Origin of the sequence: Candidatus Salinivivens marinus, assembly GCF_965655845.1 — a bacterium.
Lineage (GTDB): Bacteria > Pseudomonadota > Alphaproteobacteria > Rhodobacterales > Rhodobacteraceae > Salinivivens > Salinivivens marinus.
This window is the reverse complement of sequence record NZ_CBFHHX010000002.1, coordinates 95,369-113,389: the sequence shown is the minus strand read 5'-3', so window position 1 is coordinate 113,389 and position 18,021 is coordinate 95,369. Positions and strand designations below refer to the sequence as shown.

Annotated in this window: 17 protein-coding genes; 3 read left to right on the top strand and 14 right to left on the bottom strand. The window is 39.0% G+C overall.

Annotated elements, in window-relative coordinates:
- Positions 1–140: 140 nt before the first annotated feature.
- Entirely contained in the window at positions 141–578 is a 438-nt protein-coding gene (locus ACTF5Q_RS02780; RefSeq protein WP_438953177.1) for a c-type cytochrome, read from the bottom strand.
- Positions 579–702: 124 nt separating this feature from the next.
- Between ACTF5Q_RS02780 and ACTF5Q_RS02775 the strand changes: the two genes are divergently transcribed.
- Entirely contained in the window at positions 703–2,352 is a 1,650-nt protein-coding gene (locus ACTF5Q_RS02775) for a DinB/UmuC family translesion DNA polymerase (protein WP_438953176.1), read from the top strand.
- 54 nt (positions 2,353–2,406) lie between these two features.
- Here the strand turns inward: ACTF5Q_RS02775 and ACTF5Q_RS02770 are convergent, their stop codons facing one another.
- The 6 genes from ACTF5Q_RS02770 to ACTF5Q_RS02745 form a co-directional block, all read right to left on the bottom strand.
- Entirely contained in the window at positions 2,407–3,228 is an 822-nt protein-coding gene (locus ACTF5Q_RS02770; protein ID WP_438953175.1) for a bifunctional allantoicase/(S)-ureidoglycine aminohydrolase, read from the bottom strand.
- Between the two features lie 141 nt (positions 3,229–3,369).
- Positions 3,370–3,834: a DUF3035 domain-containing protein gene (locus tag ACTF5Q_RS02765; RefSeq protein ID WP_438953174.1), complete on the bottom strand. Its 465-nt coding sequence runs from the start codon at positions 3,832–3,834 to the stop codon at positions 3,370–3,372.
- Between the two features lie 89 nt (positions 3,835–3,923).
- Entirely contained in the window at positions 3,924–4,397 is a 474-nt protein-coding gene (gene lspA / locus ACTF5Q_RS02760) for a signal peptidase II (RefSeq protein ID WP_438953173.1), read from the bottom strand.
- 7 nt (positions 4,398–4,404) lie between these two features.
- Positions 4,405–5,994 carry a bifunctional phosphoribosylaminoimidazolecarboxamide formyltransferase/IMP cyclohydrolase gene (gene purH / locus ACTF5Q_RS02755; RefSeq protein WP_438953172.1) on the bottom strand — a complete coding sequence of 530 codons (1,590 nt, stop codon included), beginning with the start codon at positions 5,992–5,994 and terminating at the stop codon, positions 4,405–4,407.
- Between the two features lie 51 nt (positions 5,995–6,045).
- A complete protein-coding gene (locus ACTF5Q_RS02750; protein ID WP_438953171.1) occupies positions 6,046–7,728 on the bottom strand; it encodes a heparinase II/III family protein in 1,683 nt (560 codons plus the stop codon).
- A 98-nt stretch (positions 7,729–7,826) separates the two neighbouring features.
- Positions 7,827–9,104, bottom strand: a complete 1,278-nt coding sequence (locus ACTF5Q_RS02745; RefSeq protein ID WP_438953170.1) for an RsmB/NOP family class I SAM-dependent RNA methyltransferase — start codon at positions 9,102–9,104, stop codon at positions 7,827–7,829.
- Between the two features lie 64 nt (positions 9,105–9,168).
- Here ACTF5Q_RS02745 and ACTF5Q_RS02740 point away from each other — a divergent pair, with 64 nt between their 5' ends.
- Positions 9,169–9,345 (top strand): DUF1674 domain-containing protein, encoded by a 177-nt coding sequence (locus tag ACTF5Q_RS02740; RefSeq protein WP_438953169.1) that lies wholly within the window; start codon positions 9,169–9,171, stop codon positions 9,343–9,345.
- On the opposite strand, the gene hemF is transcribed toward ACTF5Q_RS02740, so the two are convergent.
- From hemF to clpS, 4 genes are read right to left on the bottom strand one after another with little or no spacing between them, the layout of a single operon-like run.
- Positions 9,342–10,235 carry an oxygen-dependent coproporphyrinogen oxidase gene (gene hemF / locus ACTF5Q_RS02735; RefSeq protein WP_438953168.1) on the bottom strand — a complete coding sequence of 298 codons (894 nt, stop codon included), beginning with the start codon at positions 10,233–10,235 and terminating at the stop codon, positions 9,342–9,344. The two genes, ACTF5Q_RS02740 and hemF, sit on opposite strands and share 4 nt — an antisense overlap.
- Positions 10,236–10,263: 28 nt before the next feature.
- Positions 10,264–11,070 (bottom strand): SDR family NAD(P)-dependent oxidoreductase, encoded by an 807-nt coding sequence (locus ACTF5Q_RS02730; protein WP_438953167.1) that lies wholly within the window; start codon positions 11,068–11,070, stop codon positions 10,264–10,266.
- Between the two features lie 27 nt (positions 11,071–11,097).
- Positions 11,098–12,105, bottom strand: coding sequence for a class I SAM-dependent methyltransferase (locus tag ACTF5Q_RS02725; protein WP_438953166.1), 1,008 nt, complete (start codon positions 12,103–12,105; stop codon positions 11,098–11,100).
- Positions 12,106–12,136: 31 nt separating this feature from the next.
- A complete protein-coding gene (gene clpS / locus ACTF5Q_RS02720; protein ID WP_438953317.1) occupies positions 12,137–12,454 on the bottom strand; it encodes an ATP-dependent Clp protease adapter ClpS in 318 nt (105 codons plus the stop codon).
- A gap of 400 nt (positions 12,455–12,854) precedes the next feature.
- Between clpS and ACTF5Q_RS02715 the strand changes: the two genes are divergently transcribed.
- Complete coding sequence (locus ACTF5Q_RS02715; protein ID WP_438953316.1) at positions 12,855–14,201, top strand: D-alanyl-D-alanine carboxypeptidase family protein; 1,347 nt, start codon at positions 12,855–12,857, stop codon at positions 14,199–14,201.
- 46 nt (positions 14,202–14,247) lie between these two features.
- On the opposite strand, the gene ACTF5Q_RS02710 is transcribed toward ACTF5Q_RS02715, so the two are convergent.
- Genes ACTF5Q_RS02710 through ACTF5Q_RS02700 form a run of 3 tightly spaced genes read right to left on the bottom strand, consistent with a single transcriptional unit; the run spans position 14,248 to position 18,017 of the window.
- A complete protein-coding gene (locus ACTF5Q_RS02710) occupies positions 14,248–15,828 on the bottom strand; it encodes an ABC transporter ATP-binding protein (protein ID WP_438953165.1) in 1,581 nt (526 codons plus the stop codon).
- Positions 15,825–16,931: an ABC transporter permease gene (locus ACTF5Q_RS02705; RefSeq protein ID WP_438953164.1), complete on the bottom strand. Its 1,107-nt coding sequence runs from the start codon at positions 16,929–16,931 to the stop codon at positions 15,825–15,827. The genes ACTF5Q_RS02710 and ACTF5Q_RS02705 overlap by 4 nt, the downstream gene beginning before the upstream one ends.
- Before the next feature lie 3 nt (positions 16,932–16,934).
- Positions 16,935–18,017, bottom strand: coding sequence for a microcin C ABC transporter permease YejB (locus ACTF5Q_RS02700; protein WP_438953163.1), 1,083 nt, complete (start codon positions 18,015–18,017; stop codon positions 16,935–16,937).
- Between the last annotated feature and the right edge of the window lie 4 nt (positions 18,018–18,021).

Sequence of the window (18,021 nt, the reverse complement as noted above, 5' to 3'; positions counted from 1 at the left end):
GTCCTCCCATTGTTATTAATATCCTGCACAGCAAAAAATATTTTGCAATCAGTATAACTCAGGGGCCCTGAAAAATATTGCTCTAAGTATCCATTAAAGCTTAAGCAGAGAACCTAATTTAAAATTAAATTATGACCGGTCTATTTTTTTATCCGATAAGCTTTGTGACATGAACCACAAGATTGGCCTATATTCCCAAGCCCAGCTGCCAGGGTATCTGCAGAACTTGTTTCAAGACCCTCAATCATAAATGCAAAATCATCGGCCTTTTCGACAAAATCTTCCCAATTTTCCCAAATAGCTGGAGAACTTTCTGATAGTGGGTCGGTTTCATTTAATTTAAATTTGACTTCAATATCTGCCGCGGCTAGCAATAGTGTTTGCTTAGCATTTTCTGCACTTTCTTCAGTAAATGGGTCCAATCCACGTGCCATTGCACCAATTTTTGCCATCGTATCTTTAATTACTGTCATCAACTGCATGCGCTGCTTCACAGCATCATTTTTTACACCTTCATGTGCGAACACAGGAAGTGCAATAAAAGCTATTGATGCCAGACATATAATTTTTGTTTTCATTTTTATTCTCCAGTATTAAGGATATAGCACACTGAATATGAAAAAAAAGTATCAATCTTGATTATTAAACTGGACAATATATCTATTATATAGATAGAACAAAACAAGAACATTTGAGATTAGAATGTCAAACCCAAGATACATTTCTTTATGGTTCCCATATTTTGGGGCAGAACGGGTACAACGAATTTTCAAATTCGAAAAAAATCATAAGCTTGCGATAATTGAAAATAATGGTAATACACAAACATTATCTTCCGTATCTTTCGGTGCACATAATTCAGGATTAAATATCGGCCAGCCATTGCAAGATGCAAAAGCCATATGCCCAGAATTAATGACCCGTGTTCGATCTGTAAAATGCGAATTAACTTTTCTACACGCCTTATGTCGTTGGTATACTCAATTCACACCTTGGGTAGCAGCCGACAACTATGACGGAGTGATCCTTAACATTAAAGGTTGCGCACACTTATTTGGTGGTGAAGAAGGAATGCTTGATTTAATTGTATCTCGTACAGAAACATTCGGCTTGACCGTAACAAGTGGAGTGGCTGATACTGTAGGAGGTGCTTGGGCATTAGCTCGCTTTACTCCCAAGCCAACAGAAAGCTACCTTAAAAGTAATTCTATTGATCAAGAAGCTCGCGCAACCCGTAGCCGTGCTACAAAAAAAATACAAATAGACGATACAAAACAGCAAGTGACGCAATTACTTAAAAATAATGCAATACGCATTGCACCAGCGGGAAATACTTATAACTCATTAGCTAAACTTCCAATTGCATCACTGCGTATTGAAAATAAAATAGTAACTAAATTAAACCAACTTGGCTTAAAATCTGTAAAAGACCTGTTGAAACAACCAAGGGCACCTCTTACCAGACGCTTTGGCCCTACATTGATTGCCAGATTAGACCAGGCACTAGGACATGTGCCAGAGACAATTTCACCAATGACTGACAAAAAGCATTTTGGTGTGAGAATAAGCTTTCCAGAACCTATTGGGCTTATTGAGGATATCAAGAACGCTATAGAAAAATTGCTTATTCGTTTATGTAACAAATTAAAAACTGCTGTTTTAGGATTTCAGGAATTAAAAATTGATTTGGGTTTTAATAATAATGAAACACAATCACTTTTGGTAAGTCTGGCATGTTTCACTAATGATCCTGAACGTATCTTCTCTGTTTTACTGCTCAAATTAGATGAAATTAAACCAAATTTTGGCATTGATATTATCCGACTTGAAGCAATCAATGTAGGTCCTATCACACAATCTCAATCCATTAATAATTTGGATCTGCATGAAAAGGTAATAAAAAATCAAAATAGCGTACTTAAAAACCTAATAACGCGGCTGGGAACAAAAGTTGGATTAGATGCAATTATCAGACACATACCAGCTCAAAGTCATATACCTGAAAAATCGTGGCAGGTTTTAAATGCAGCATGGTCAAATTATGATATGAAAAGCTGGCCAACTTCAAACCGCAATAGACCTTCATTTTTATGGCCACCGGAAGCATTAGAAGTGCCAAAGCATTCAAGACTAGAAGATCATTTTATTTGGCGGAAAAAATTATACCAAGTAAAAACTAAATTGGGACCAGAACGGATTGCACCAGAATGGTGGATAGAAGATAATAATTGGCGAAGTGGAGTGCGTGATTATTGGCAGGTACGATGTAATGATGGAGAATTTTTATGGCTATTTTATGCTCATGGAGCGCAACTACCAGGAGGCTGGTTTTGCCACGGAAAATTTGGATAAAGTAACCGAATTAATTCTCTACTTAATAGTGCCTAAAAAAAATATCCAATAAACTTATAAAAATGGCATATGCCTATTTACATCCTTATAAAGTAAATATCTGAAAGGTCCTGGTCCTCCTGCATAACATGCCTGAGGGCAAAAAGCTCGAAGCCACAAAAAGTCTCCTGCCTCCACCTCAACCCAGTCTTGATTAAGATGATAAACAGCTTTTCCCTCAAGAATATATATTCCATGTTCCATCACATGTGTTTCCGCAAAAGGAATTACACCACCAGGCTTAAAAGTCACAATATTAACATGCATGTCATGGCGAATATCATCAGGCTCAACAAAGCGCTTAGTAAACCACGTGTTGTTAGAATTAGGCATTTCGATGTCTTCGCATTCATTTTCATTTTTTACGAAAGCTGCAGGACGCTCGACCCCATTGATATCTTTATATAATTTCCGAATCCAATGGAAATTAGTTTCTTCATTAGAATTGCTCCAAATACTCCATTCAGAACCAGCTGGAATATAGGCGTAACTACCACTTTTCAGAATATAGCTTTCACTGTTAATTGTTAATTCAGCTGAACCAGACGTCAAAAAAAGCACTGACTGAACCCCCGAGTTAGCTTCCGGATTATCACTTCCTCCGTTTGGTTCTAGTTGCACCACATACTGACTAAATGTTTCTGCAAAACCTGTCATTGGCCGGGCGACAACCCACATCCTCATATGCTTCCAAAAAGGAAGAAAACTAGTAACTATATCAGTGAAACAACCACGGGGAATTACTGCATAAGCACTTTTAAATACAGCTCTGTCCGTTAGTAATTTTGATTGCGATGGGAGCCCCCCCACTGGAGAAACATATGTATTTTTTTTCATATAATTTTTTCTAATTAAACATTTATATATTCAAAACGTGAAAACTTTAAATTAAAGCAATTGTACCCATAATTTATTGACAGTAACAGAAATAATCTATTCAGAGCTTATATTATCACAAAATATTTTAACATAAAAATATCATTCACTAGACATCGAAGGTGTACGAACGCCTAACGAACGCCAACGCTTCAACTCTTTTGGAGCACTTAATGTCATTTTCCGATATATTTGATTATATCTATCTACTCGAAAAAGCTTAACACTTGTTAACACGCCCATCCTACGCAAAAACTTCCGGTCTTCTTCCGCAAGCTCTTCACGAATATTAGTGTCTACTCCAGCCCTCGATACATACTCCAACAAGTTTTTATCTCTTCTTGATATGCTATCAGTATCATCAATGCTGCCGCCCAGCTTTTCAATCAAATCACGCTTTGGTGTCGGATCTGCTAAATTACCTGCTGATGCATCAGGTACTGGAAGCTTCGTTAAATTGTTTGGTATTGTTAGAGGCCTACTAGGTAATACCGCAAATTCCTCGGGGCCTGTCCCAACATCATAAAGGTCCCGAAGTCTCGCATCATCACTGCTACAAGCACTCAATAAAAATAAACTGACTAAGATTCCTGAAATCCTACAGAACATAAAATACCATTCTAAATTTAATTACAATATTAACGGATGAAACAGCTTCAGTCACTCTCATTCTGTTTGCCTGAAAATATAACCAATCCAAGAGCACCAAAAAATATAAAGATATCTGCTACATTAAACGCAAACGGGTTGGATATTCCACAACAAGATACATTTAGAAAATCAACAACTGCACCATGAAAAAATCGATCGATAGCATTTCCAGCTGCCCCACCAACCAAAAAACCACAAGCGACTAAGCCCAGTGATCCAAATTTTTCTGAAACCGACCATCTAATCACAACAAAACAAATTAAAAAAGCAATTATGATTAGAACCCAGCGCATAATCTCTGTGTTGTTTGCAAACAAACCAAAGTTTACCCCATAATTCCATGCCATAGTGAATTGTAAATAAGGAGGGAAAACATCTATTATTCCCACAGACGGTAAATCTAAAATATACAGCATGGTGAGTTTAGAAAGCTGGTCGCACAGTATCGTAATTATCGCAATTTGTAAAATTTTATACATATTACCTCTAATGTTTAAAATGCCTCATTCCAGTGAAAATCATGGCAAGCCCAGCCTCATTGGCCGCATTAATTACTTCATTATCTCTAATTGAACCACCCGGCTGAATTATGGATGACGCACCTGCTTCAATTGCAGCCTCTAATCCATCTGCAAATGGGAAAAAGGCATCTGACGCTAATGCAGATCCCTGTGTTGGAAGCTCATCTAAACCCTGAGCTTTAGCCATCTCTTCAGCCTTCTTAGCTGCAATCATACAACTATCTACACGGCTCATCTGTCCAGCCCCAATCCCAACTGTACAAAGATCTTTTGCGTATACTATAGCATTTGATTTTACGTGCTTAGCAACTTTCCAGGCAAAAAGCATATCTTGAAACTCGCTATCTGTAGGATTTCTTTTTGTAACAACACGCAAACTATTTTGTGATAAAGGCTTTCTATCTTTATCTTGAACTAAGTAACCACCAGACACATGCCTAATTACTTTTGATTCACACGCCAGATTAGTTGACTTCTCTGCTATCAATAATCTGAGATTACTTTTCGCAGAGAAGACTTTACGCCCACCATCCGTTATGCCTGGGGCAATGACGACTTCAGTAAAGACCTTGGTAATTTCTCTCGCAGATTCCTCATCAATGATCTGATTTACAGCAACGATGCCTCCGAAAGCCGAAGTCGTATCACAGTGTAAAGCCACTTTATAAGCCTCAACTAGATTATTTGCCACACCGACGCCACACGGATTAGCATGCTTAATAATAACAGCTGCTGCTCCATCACTTTCCGTAAACTCATTCACTAATTCGAGAGCGGCGTCAGCATCATTTATATTGTTATATGACAACTCTTTACCTTGAATTTGATACGCAGCACCAATGCCACTATTTATACTTTCATCTACGTAAAAAGATGCGCTCTGGTGTGGATTTTCTCCGTACCTCAAATTTTGTGATAAAGCTGCTGAAAACGAGAGACGCCGAGGTTGTATATGCCCAGCTTGCTCTAACATCCAAGTTGAAACCATAGCATCATAATTGGCAGTTAACGAAAAAGCATTCTGTGATAGTTTTTGCCTGAAGGTATAAGAGGTGCATCCGTTGTTAACATTTAATTCATCAATTAAATCTCCATAATCTTGGCTATCAACCACTGTGGTAACATACTTAAAGTTCTTTGCGGCCGCTCTAATCATTGCTGGGCCGCCAATATCTATGTTTTCAATACAATGAGTATAATCAGCACCGCTCTTAACGGTTTCTGCAAAAGGGTACAGATTCACTATTAATAGATCTATCTCCTTTATTTTATGTGCTTCCATTGCTTCTAAATGTGATTTTTCATCTCTTACAGCAAGCAAACCACCATGCACTCTTGGGTGAAGCGTTTTTAAACGCCCATCCATCATTTCAGGGAAACCTGTTAATTCTGACACTTCTTTAACATTAAAGCCTGCATCACGCAGCATAGATGCGCTCCCTCCAGTTGAAACAATTTCAACATTTCTTTCTTGAAGTTCCTGTGCAAGTTCCAAGATGCCTGCTTTATTTGATACAGAGATTAATGCTCGTTTAATTTTTATAAATTTTTCCAACGGAAATACCTATTTTTGTTCGAAAAAACGCGTGAGAAAACAATTTAAATTTCAAGTTTCGATATCATAGGATTTTTGTAAAGACCACCTGACTTGCTTTAAAAAATCATTAAACTTTGCCGAAAAAATAACCTGCTGGGTGGGAATTGGTGATGCCTGCCCTTCACTAAAATAATAACTAGGATGAAAACTTGGAGCTAAATCAAAAGCTTCTAAAATCCACGTCCCTGAGTACTTTGAATTCATTTGTACTGTATCATCATCTAAAATTTGCGCCGTTACGTCAGGATGCAAGTGAAACCTCACTTCATACTCTATACCATAAACGGAAATCTCTTTTGATTTGCCAAGAGTTGAAAGTAGCTCAATCTGATCTTGACCGATCAAAGTGTCCCCATTATCCGAAAGTTCTAACTTTCTCTCTAGGATAACTCCATATTTATTAGCATAAGCATTATGAGAGACAGTCAGCTCAGTCCCTCCTGCGACCCTTGATTTGTTTACCATAACTTCTGTTGGGCCTTGAGTTAAAAAATCTCCCATTGCCGATCTACTAGATAAGCTCTTTAAAAGTTTTGCAGAAGATTTACCTTTTATACAGAATATAGAATGAGACTGCGTCGCTCTACCCGCTTTGTGCCAGTCCCTGCCAAAATTCACCCCGGAGCCACAATTAACGATAAGCGGCTGTCTGCCGTGCGTTAGTTCAAATCCTAAAACAGAGGCATGTGCTAAATGAGAATACGGAATATTAGGTAACCGACCAGCATCCTGTATGATACTAGTACGCCCGCCCTCCATCCGCGCGTAGCCCATTTTTAAAATTTTTGTCGTTTTCTTTTTGTTTCCAGATAAAAATAAATAACGATCTAGATCTCCTGGGTATTTAACACAACTACCATTAAAACGGCATAAGTTTCCATCGACATGCCGAAGATGGCGTAAAACTGGTGCAATGCTATTTATAGTCTCTATATGAGCTTGACTTGGAGTCCAATCAGCATCATGCAAACCATGAGCAACCCAAACCAGGTACATAAATATTTCGAGTAACTCCTCGGGATTCCTTGACAAAATACCACCATCTTCATCTATTTTATCTCTGCACTCCCTAGAAAGATGCTCCGTCCCAACAGTAATAAAACGCTCAAATCCGTCTATATATAGACCGCAATATATCACGCCAACAATGGCCTCAAAATTCATAGTCAACTTGTCAGTTTTGTAGAACCGCTTGGATATGAAATTTGCATGCTTATAAATTGACTTAAAATAAGCGCTTATATATTTTTCCGATAATCCCTTTAATATTGTATCCTCATGGTGGATAAGTCTTATGAGGCGCTTGCTAGTCAGTTTGGGCGTCCAGCCCGGACCTGAACCTGATCCATATTTTTCGATCCAGCTAAAAACCCACTTCTGGACAATTTCCACAGCCGCTTTATCTCCCCTAGCCGCCAAGTCATCCAACCAGGGGAACCCATGTAATTCCTCATAATTCTCAATACTGGATAACGAATGATCCCATATAACTTTATCTCCAAGTTCAAAAATATTTCCAAAAACAAAGAGTTTTCCATCACAAATTTTGTCTGCGAGCAAGATATTACCAATGGAGCGCGGACCGGGTTTAGAAATAAATTGCTCCGATTTGGCAAAATTTTTCACGGTTCTAGCACAAAATGCGTGCCCAAGTTTAAAGAAATAATTTCTTATAATCAGTATAAAGATCATAAATTATAATCCCGTAAAAATTTAATTCTGAAACTTGACATCTTGCAGTAATCGTCTGGGTCATGACCATATTAATTCAGATAATCTAATCGCGAAGATTAAACTTTTACAAGCTTTACAATATAGAATCCATCAATTCCGCCTGTCTCGGCCAAGTGAATTGGGAGCAACCTTAATCCGCCCTCCTCAGTCCGATATTTTTCCAGGAAATCTAGCTCTTTAGGCAAATATTTATCCACTCTTATTTCGTGCTTATCGTTTAAAAGTTTCCTCACTTGGCACTCACCCTCCTGCGGAAACAATGAACAGGTGCAGTAAACTAATTGAGTAGTCGGCTTCATTAAACTTACTGCATGTTCCAACATGCTATATTGTAAACAAAATAATTTTTTTAGGTCCGCTTGTGATTTAACATAAGGTAAATCTGGGTGACGCCTGACTGTCCCAGTTGCGCTACACGGAGCATCTAAAATGATAATGTCAAAAAACCCCTTAATTTTGAATAAATCAGAAATAACTATATTTGCATTAAGAGACGTTCTAGCTAGGTTTTCCTTTAGTTTTGCGGCTCGAACCTTGGACATATCTACAGCAGTCACATTAGCCCCAGCCGCGGATAACTGCATAGTTTTGCCGCCAGGAGCTGCACACAAATCGAGGGCAGATTTCCCTTTTACATCATTAAAAAGATGTACAGGGATACTGGCTGAGATATCTTGAACCCACCACTGTCCTTCTTTAAAACCTGGAAGCTCAGATATTTGCCCGGCATTTTCTAATCGCAAACTATGCTTAATGATCTGCTTGCCTTTCAATTCAGTTGAAAAACGGTCTATTAGTTCTGGGGTCTTAATGGTTATATCTACAGGCGGACGCTCTAAATGCTGCTTCTCAATTTTATGTGTAATTGAACTACCGTATGCCTGTAAAAGTAGCTGCCGAAACCATTTTGGTAATTTAGGAATATCTAACTTGTTCCAAGAACTCCTATCAACTTTAGATATTTTCCTAAGAACCGCATTCACAAGTCCTTTGTAATTTTCCAGTCGCTTGTTCATTCCAACAATAGAAACGTACTCATTTACAATACCATGTGCATCACCATCATCCATAATTTCAACAGTTGCTAATCTAAGAATGTTTAAAATTTTTAAAGTTGGTCTTTTTTTTAACAAAGGAAGTAGTAAAGCATCTGCACGCTCCAAATGCCGTAGCGTGTTAAGCAGCAGGCGTTGTGAACGCGCACGATCGGCGGCACTCAGATTTTGCATGATTAGATTTAAATTTAAATCTGCTAATAAACGCTTCTCACTTAATATATTATCCATCAAAAAACTCGCCTGAAAGCGAGCAGACAGCACTTTTTTTTCAGGCATTAAGCGAATTCCTTGCAATTTAGAGGGGTTTTATATACCCAAGCTTTATTAGAGGGAAGATATTATGGTAAACTCAAAAAGAATACCCCCAGAAGCAAAGAGGGCGTTAGAGGAAGCTGAAGAACGTCGAAAATCAATAAAAGACACACCCGCTCCTAAAAAAGAGTTCGGCGGAAGGGATGGCCCAGAACCAGTTAGATTTGGAGACTGGGAACGGAAAGGTATTGCCGTAGATTTTTAATACCACTTTGCGAGAGGTGGCAAACTCATTAGAACGGCATTCGCGTCGTGACCAGTTGCCAGCCCAAACTTTGTCCCACGATCATATACAAGATTATATTCAGCATATAAGCCTCTGTGCTCAAGCTGGATTTCTTTATCCCTCTTATCAAACTCATTAACCATTCGTTTTTCAAGCAGTGGGAGATATGCTGGCAAGAAAGCTTTGCCAATATCCTTAGTAAGATTGAAGTCTGCCTCCCAATCGCCAGTGTTGCGATCGTCCATAAATATCCCACCCACCCCTCGGGCTCGCTTACGGTGCGGAATAAAAAAATACTCATCAGCCCATTTTTTCAATTTAGGATAGAGTTCAGGGTCGTGCTTATTCAAGTAAGATCGAAGTGTGGAATGAAAATGAAGAGTATCTTCATCAAATTCAATACAGGGGTTCAAATCTGAACCACCACCGAACCACCATGCATATGGTGTCCAAAACATACGAGTATTCATGTGAACCGCTGGACAATTAGGATTTCTGACGTGAGCAACCAAACTAATACCACTAGCCCAAAATTTTGGGTCCTCTCGCATTTCAGGGATTCCCAAACGCTCAGCCATCGACTGTTGAGCGGCTTTATTAAGATTTCCATATACAGTTGAAACGTTGACGCCTACTTTTTCGAAAATGCGGCCATTTCGCATTACACTCATTAACCCACCGCCAGCATCAACACCTGGCTTATCCTCACGTTTTGTTTCGTTGACTTCAAATTTACCAGCATTGAGCTCCGAAAAAGGTCCTTTAAAATGCGACTTTTCCAACTCTTCGAAAGCAGATACGATATCGTTTCTTAAACTTAAAAACCATTCACTGGCTCTATTTTTTTCAACTTCAGTAATTTGTTTCATATCTGGTCTAATTCTTTTGATGCTTAATTTAATGAAAAGGTGAAGATACGGGATCCAGAAGGCATCGGCCTCCATCAACTGTGATTATTTGACCCGTTACAAAACCAGAAGCAGGCGCAGCCAAATACTGAACAGTTTCAACTATTTCGGAAGCCGATGCAATGCGCCCCATTGGTGTATGCGCCTCAATATCCTGTCTAAGCTCATCCGCATCCTTAAGACTGTTCTGCAAGCTAGCAGACATAATTGAACCAATAGCCAGAGAATTTACTCTGATACGACTAGGAGCAAGTGAAACCGCAAGAGAACGTGTCATCTGATCCATTGCAGCCGTCGCTATTGAGTACCCTAGAAGCCTCGGTTGTGCCAAGGTTGAGGCAATTGATGACAAGTTTACAATTGTGCCAATAATACCGTCAGCTTCCGTGTCGTCTTCCGACTGTTTGATCATTCTTTTAGCCACATGCTGGGATAGTCTAAAACTATTCAAAACGTTTTGTTGCCACATAACAGCAATTGTTTCATCCTCTAAATCAAGTGGATCTGTGAGCAAAACTTGCCTTGAAGCATTAACCAGAATATCAACGCGCTCGAAAGCGTCTATAGTGGCAGAAAGCAAATTAGCTATTGTCAGTCTTTCTCGCAAGTCTCCCGAAAAGTAACGTACATTCCCACTCTCACATTCTTCACCTAATTCCTTCTTAAGACTTTCATCGTCCATATCAGCGAACATGACGTTCGCACCCTCCTCGGCAAAGTGCTTTGCTATTGCCAAGCCAATACCATTAGCGGCCCCAGTTACTATGGTCGTCTTACCTTCTACAGAAAAGGACATTTCTTCTCCCCTATAAGTTTCGTAAGTTTAGGGTTTTTTTCTCGATACTGCGAGAGGTTTTTCAGCCAGAATTATTTTAAACCTATTATCTCCCCCAATTTCTTTCGAATTACCAAAATATCTACACAGTATATTTTCGTAGGGAAGGTGCCTATTTGACACCATGTATAACTTACCATTCCTGAGTAGGTTTTTAGCAGCAGAAATTATAAATCCTTCACCTAACTCAATGTCTAACTTACCATTTGAGTGGAAAGGGGGATTCATTACAACGAAATCTAAAGGTTTCGGCGCTCTCCATTGCTGTACATCGTCCCAAACGAATTCAACTTTAGATGTATCACAATTTTTTACGGCGCATTCTAATGCCCGTTTTGAGGTATCTATTGCAAAAATATTATCAACTAACTCTAAGTTTTCCAAAAATTTTGTCAGAAAACCCCAACCAGCACCAAAATCAGCGCCAGAGCCATTTAAATTTTCGGGTAATTGGTCTCTCAATAACTTAGACCCTGGATCAACATGATCCGAAGAAAAAACACCTGCTAAAGTTACAAACTCGTTGTTAATTTTATTAAATTTATTAGGGTGCCACGTTGACGGTAGATTTCCGCTAGCCGTTTTGTAAACTGCTATTTTGCCATGTGCTTTAGAAAGGTTTACGTCAAAGGAAATTTGTTTTTGGAGTTCTTTGATAATAGAAACAATGCCATCGTTTTTGTCTCCATCTATCACGACATATCCTTTTTTAGCAATTTTGGAGCCCAAAAGTATCAACTCTCTCGCAAGCTCTTTCGACTTTGGCAGAAGAACTATCGAAACATCTGCTAAGAAATTTACGTCTGATTTACAGTTGTAGCCTGCACCCGACAGAGGAGAATAAAGTCTGATGTCATCAGTTAAAACAACGGTATTCTTATTGCTGAAGTAATCTAAATCGGTTAAATCTTGCGGGTTGATAAAACACGTTGTTTTATTTGCAGTAAAAAGATCTGGAAGGATATCTTTTAAAACAGATAAACGCTTAACAAACATAAATAATTCTTGCTAAAATACCTTGCCAAAATCACTCTTTCTCCATCGTGCATTGTAATGGATGTTGATGACGCCTAGAAAAATCCATTACCTGAGCAACTTTTGTTTCTGCAATTTCATGACTAAAAATTCCCACAACAGCCATTCCTTTTTTGTGAACTGTCAACATGATCTCAAATGCTTGAGTATGATTTTTACCAAAAAATCGCTCCAAGACTACAACCACAAATTCCATTGGAGTGTAGTCGTCATTTAATAAAAGGACTTTGTACAACGGTGGACGCTTTGTCTTAGTGCGAGTTTCTAGCGCTACACCTTGTTCGCCATCCTGATCAAACTCACCTGACATTTGGTGGGGAACAACCGGCATTTTCTCTCAACGTGTTATTATTTATCAATTGGTTATATAATGTAGCGGTGTAACTTGAAAAGACCCTTACAAGCCATACCAAAAATAAATTAAAATGATGGGTAAGTCAGTCAATTTATTCTCAAACTTTAATACAAAAATACATATCTAGTATATCGCATATACACTGATACCATATATTGTGCCCAACTGCCTTGATAAAACAAAAAAGTAAGTGAAATTAAGACTTTATTTGACAAAGTTCGCTTAATATTGTTGATTGTTTGGAAATAATCTGACCAGAAAACTGGCAGTGTGAGGCAGGAAATTGGTAGTTAATATTACGAAACGGCTTTTACAGTCCGCTTGGTTGGGCATATTCACTATACTATTCATTTCAATGGTAGTGCTGGCGTCACAGCCAGCCATGGCAGCTACTTATGCTGCAATGGTTATGGATGCGCGAGATGGTAGCGTTTTACATGCTGAAAATGCAGACCAGAGATTACATCCAGCATCATTAACTAAAATGATGACATTATATATCGCATTTGAAGCAGTTGAGAACGGAGAAATAACCCTTGATACGAAGGTTAAAATTTCAAAAAAGGCCGCTTCGGAACCACCCTCTAAACTCGGCCTTAAAGCGGGTCAACGTATCAGCCTGCGATATTTAATTAGAGCCGCTGCAATCAAGTCAGCTAATGATGCTGCTACAGCTATTGGAGAGGCAATAGAGGGCAGTGAAGCGGCTTTTGCACGGCGGATGAACCGAACTGCAAAAGCACTCGGCATGAATCGAACAACCTTTAAGAATGCTCACGGTCTCACTCAGCTAGGACATCTCTCTACTGCCAGGGATATGACAGTACTTGGGAGACATGTTTTTTATGATTACCCAGAATATTATAATTTGTTTTCGCGACGCACAGCTAATGCCGGGATAAAAAAGGTTCGTCATACGAATACCCGCTTTTTAGCAAATTACAGGGGTGCTGATGGTATTAAAACAGGGTTTACAAGTGCAGCTGGTTACACCCTCACCGCGTCTGCTGAGAGGGGACGCGAAAGAATAATTACAACTGTGTTTGGCGGAAGAAGTATTGCTACAAGAAATAGACAAGTGGCGAAGTTAATGGACCTAGGCTTCAAAAAAGCACCAACGAATGTCTCTTTAAGGAAACCACACCTGCCAAACTACTCATCGATTAACTTAGACGCTCGAAAGATTAAGAGATCTTCTGGTGCAGTTCGAAAAAGTTTAGTCCCTAAACCACGACCGGGTTCAAATACTGCAATCGTAGCATCTGTAGATCTTTCAGATGGGATCGAGAAAACCCTTAAAATGCTAATGGTGGCTGCAGAAAAATCAGAAAAGGTTGATACAGCACAAATTCACCTTGCAACCCTGGACATTAAATCTTCTGACACAATATCTTCCACAGTCACAAAAGAAACAAATATGCTGAAGCAAGCAAGGCTTGTGAGCCATAATTCATCAGATGAACACAAAATTTGGGGTGTTAATGTGGGTCGCTTTGGCACCAGATATGCAGCAGAAAAAATGCTAATCAAAACTGCACTTGCAGAAATGCCAACATTGGGTGGTTCGTTGCGTAAAGTTGTGAAAACAAAACTTGGTTTTGAAGCAAACTTTTACGGTGTTTCGAAAATTACGGCTGAACAGGCCTGCCGCAAGTTAGCTAGCCGACACATAACGTGTGACGTTATAAATCCATCTGGATAAATCTAAATGCAGATTAACTTTTAAACTAAAAAGATATTTAAAGTTTTTACTGAACCGATTTTAACAAGTTTTTCGTATAACTGTTTTTAGGATTAGTATAAACTTGCTTTGCATCACCCGTTTCAACAATATTCCCATCTTTCATAACAATAATACGATGTGACATTGACCTTATAACTTTTAGATCGTGGCTTATAAAAATATATGCTATTTTATGTTTTTTTTGCAGAGCTTTAAGCAAATCAACAATTTGAACTTGGACGGTTCTATCTAAGGCTGAGGTGGGTTCATCCAAAACTACTAATTTTGGCTTCAAAGCCATAGCTCTGGCAATTGCTATGCGTTGTCTTTGACCGCCAGAGAATTCATGAGGATAACGATGCCTTGTTTTAGGATCTAAGCCAACTTCTAACATTGCTTCTGCGACCAACTTTTCAGTTTCGTGCAAAGAAGTAGGAAAATGAACTTTCACACCCTCTAATATTATTTGCTCACAAGTCATTCGAGGCGATAATGATCCATACGGATCTTGAAAAACGATCTGGATATCTTTTCTTAATTTTCTAAGGTCTTTAAGAGAGAATTCATTTAAATTCCGACGATTAAAATAAACTGAACCTTCATATTTAATTAGGCGCATCAATGCGAGGGCAAGCGTAGACTTACCAGACCCACTCTCACCAACGACGCCTATAGTCTCTCCCTCTCTAACAGTTAAATTAGCCTCATTAACAGCTTTCACAAAACCTACTGTGCGTTTAAGAAAACCCCTTTGGATGGGAAACCAAACCTTCAGGGCGGAAACCTCAGCAACAACATCAGCTTTTTCATCCACCGGGTCAGGACTGATCGAAGTATTGGCGAAAAGAAGTTTTCTGGTGTATGGATGGCTTGGTTTTTCGAAAACCTCTGATACTAAACCATCTTCAACGATTTTTCCATTTTTCATCACACAAACTCGGTTTGCTAATCTTTTAACTAGCCCGAGATCGTGCGTAATAAAAAGAATGCCCATCTCGGTATCTTTTCTCAATTGAACAAGCAAATCTAATATTTGCGACTCAATAGTGACATCCAGTGCCGTTGTTGGCTCATCCGCAATCAAAATTTTCGGGTTATTTGCGAGTGCCATTGCGATCATTACACGCTGACGTTGACCGCCTGATAGTTGGTGAGGGTAAGCACTTAGCCTTTGTCTCGGACTATCTATGCCGACTCGCATCAACAACTCAACAATATATTCTCTAATGTTACTAAAATACGAAGCACTATGCAGTTCAACCGCTTCACTTAGTTGCTTTTCAATGGTGTGAAGTGGATTCAAAGATGTCATAGGCTCCTGAAAAATAAAACTGACCTCACTACCACGAACACTTTTGAGTTCTTTATGACTAATGCCCAGTAATTCGTTGCCTTGAAGTTTAATCGAGCCAGAAACATCCGCATTATTTGGCAGCAACGAAAGTATTGAGAGGGCCGAAACTGATTTGCCAGATCCACTTTCTCCAACTAAGGCTAAGACCTCTCCCTTGTTAATTTCAAAATCAATTCCATCGACGGCAATAACCTCTGATCCATCACTCTGAAATTTTACCCCAAGATTATTTACAGATAATAGAGAGGTCATTTGAAGGTCTTCCTAGGATCAAAAGCGTCGCGAATACCTTCAAAAATAAAAACAAGCAGTGCCAACATTATTGCAAACGTAAAAAAGGCAGTAAAGCCTAGCCATGGCGCCTGAAGGTTTTGTTTCGCTTGCAAAGTCAACTCTCCCAGAGACGGAGCAGAGGCAGGCAATCCAAAACCCAAAAAATCCAATGAAGCTAGAGTAGCAATTGTTCCAGTAACAATAAAAGGCATCAAAGTTAATGTAGCCACCATTGCATTTGGCAACATATGGCGAAACATAATTATAAAGTTACTTACACCCAAAGCTTTTGCAGCAGTTACGTATTCTAAATTTCTAGCCCTCAAAAATTCAGCTCGTACTACGCCAACCAGACCCATCCAACCGAAAAGAACTGTTAACAAAACAAGCAACCAAAAACTTCTACCTAAAATAGCAAATAATATTATGATTACGTACAAGGAAGGCACCGCACCCCAAATCTCTATAAATCTCTGGAAAAGTAAATCTGTTCGTCCTCCAAAATATCCTTGAACAGCGCCTGCTAGAATACCCAAAAGACTTGAAGCTATTGTTACTAACAAAGTAAACATTATTGATATGCGAAATCCATAAATTACACGAGCCAGAACATCTCTCTTTACATCATCCGTGCCTAATATATTTGATTTACTGGGGGGCAATGGTGCCGCTCCAGGAACATCAACAGATGTGTCAAAAGAGTATGGGATTAGGGGCCAGACAATCCAACCACGATGAATCTCTAAGTGTTCAAACTCACCTAACTTGATAGCTTCTACGATATCTTCAGGTTCCTCAAAACACTCAATAAGACCACCGGAAAGAATTAGACACTCTACTTCTACCTCTTTGTAAGCTGCCTCAGTTTTAAAATCTCCTCCAAACCTAGTCTCAGGATAGAATGTAAAGATAGGCATATGTATTTCACCTCTGTAACTGACGAAAATTGGCTTATCATTAGCAATAAATTCAGCAAAAAGAGACAGAGTAAATAAACCAGAGAAGATAATCAGTGACCAAAATGCCCTATTGTTGGATCTAAAGTTTCGCCATCTTCGTTTTGTAATTGGTGAGCCCAGCAAACGCTAACCCTCTCTGATTTCAAAATCAATGCGAGGATCTATAAACACATACATTAGGTCAGAAATTATGCCAACCACTAGCCCCATTAGACCAAATATAAAAAGTGTTCCAAATATTACTGGATAATCACGTGCAATAGCAGCCTCAAAACCCATCCTACCGAGACCGTCGAGCGAAAAAATAGTTTCAATTATGAGGGAACCTGTAAAAAAAACCCCTATGAAAACAGCTGGAAATCCAGCTATTACAATTAACATAGCGTTACGAAAAACATGTCCGTAAAGTACGCGTTTTTCACTGACACCCTTCGATCTGGCTGTAATCACATAATTCTTCTGAATTTCATCCAAAAAGCTATTCTTTGTCAAAAGGGTCAAGGTTGCAAACGCTGAAATTGATGATGCTAAAACTGGTAAAGAAATGTGCCAGAGATAATCCATAACTTTTGAAAATAGCCCAAGCTCAGAAAAATTTTCAGATGTAAGGCCTCTGAGAGGAAAAATCTGAAAATATGATCCACCAGCAAATAAAACTAACAACAAAATTGCAAACAAGAAGCCTGGAATTGCATATGCAAGAACTATGAGCACGCTGGTCCACGTATCAAACTTAGAACCATCTTGGACGGCTTTTCTAATCCCAAGTGGTATTGAAACCATGTAAGCAATCAATGTTGACCAAAGACCCAGTGAGATGGATACCGGCATCTTCTCAATCACTAAGTCAATTACTGATATAGACCTGAAATAACTTTCGCCAAAATCCAAGCGAAGATAATTCCACATCATAAACAAAAACCGAGTAAGGGGTGGCTTATCAAAACCAAACTCTTTTTCTAATTCTGCTATGAACTCTGGTGGTAGGCCCCTAGCACCAGTATACTTTTCATCCTGTTCAAAGTTCTGAGCAACTTCCTTACCGCCCCCGGCAATACCCTCAAAAACATCACCATTTCCCTCATAGTTTGCGATTATTTGCTCTATTGGGCCCCCTGGTACAAATTGGGTGAGCGCAAAATTTATCACCATAATCCCAAACAAAGTTGGGATTACCAGTAACAAGCGACGCAGGATATATGCAGTCATCTTA

Coding starts and splice junctions, on each gene's coding strand:
- ACTF5Q_RS02780 (WP_438953177.1), bottom strand. CDS start 578: ATGAAAACAAAAATTATATGTCTGGCATCAATAGCTTTTATTGCACTT.
- ACTF5Q_RS02710 (WP_438953165.1), bottom strand. CDS start 15,828: ATGACCTCTCTATTATCTGTAAATAATCTTGGGGTAAAATTTCAGAGT.
- clpS (WP_438953317.1), bottom strand. CDS start 12,454: ATGTCAGGTGAGTTTGATCAGGATGGCGAACAAGGTGTAGCGCTAGAA.
- ACTF5Q_RS02775 (WP_438953176.1), top strand. CDS start 703: ATGTCAAACCCAAGATACATTTCTTTATGGTTCCCATATTTTGGGGCA.
- ACTF5Q_RS02740 (WP_438953169.1), top strand. CDS start 9,169: ATGGTAAACTCAAAAAGAATACCCCCAGAAGCAAAGAGGGCGTTAGAG.
- lspA (WP_438953173.1), bottom strand. CDS start 4,397: ATGTATAAAATTTTACAAATTGCGATAATTACGATACTGTGCGACCAG.
- hemF (WP_438953168.1), bottom strand. CDS start 10,235: ATGAAACAAATTACTGAAGTTGAAAAAAATAGAGCCAGTGAATGGTTT.
- ACTF5Q_RS02725 (WP_438953166.1), bottom strand. CDS start 12,105: ATGTTTGTTAAGCGTTTATCTGTTTTAAAAGATATCCTTCCAGATCTT.
- ACTF5Q_RS02700 (WP_438953163.1), bottom strand. CDS start 18,017: ATGACTGCATATATCCTGCGTCGCTTGTTACTGGTAATCCCAACTTTG.
- ACTF5Q_RS02730 (WP_438953167.1), bottom strand. CDS start 11,070: ATGTCCTTTTCTGTAGAAGGTAAGACGACCATAGTAACTGGGGCCGCT.
- ACTF5Q_RS02715 (WP_438953316.1), top strand. CDS start 12,855: ATGGTAGTGCTGGCGTCACAGCCAGCCATGGCAGCTACTTATGCTGCA.
- ACTF5Q_RS02770 (WP_438953175.1), bottom strand. CDS start 3,228: ATGAAAAAAAATACATATGTTTCTCCAGTGGGGGGGCTCCCATCGCAA.
- ACTF5Q_RS02745 (WP_438953170.1), bottom strand. CDS start 9,104: ATGCCTGAAAAAAAAGTGCTGTCTGCTCGCTTTCAGGCGAGTTTTTTG.
- ACTF5Q_RS02750 (WP_438953171.1), bottom strand. CDS start 7,728: ATGATCTTTATACTGATTATAAGAAATTATTTCTTTAAACTTGGGCAC.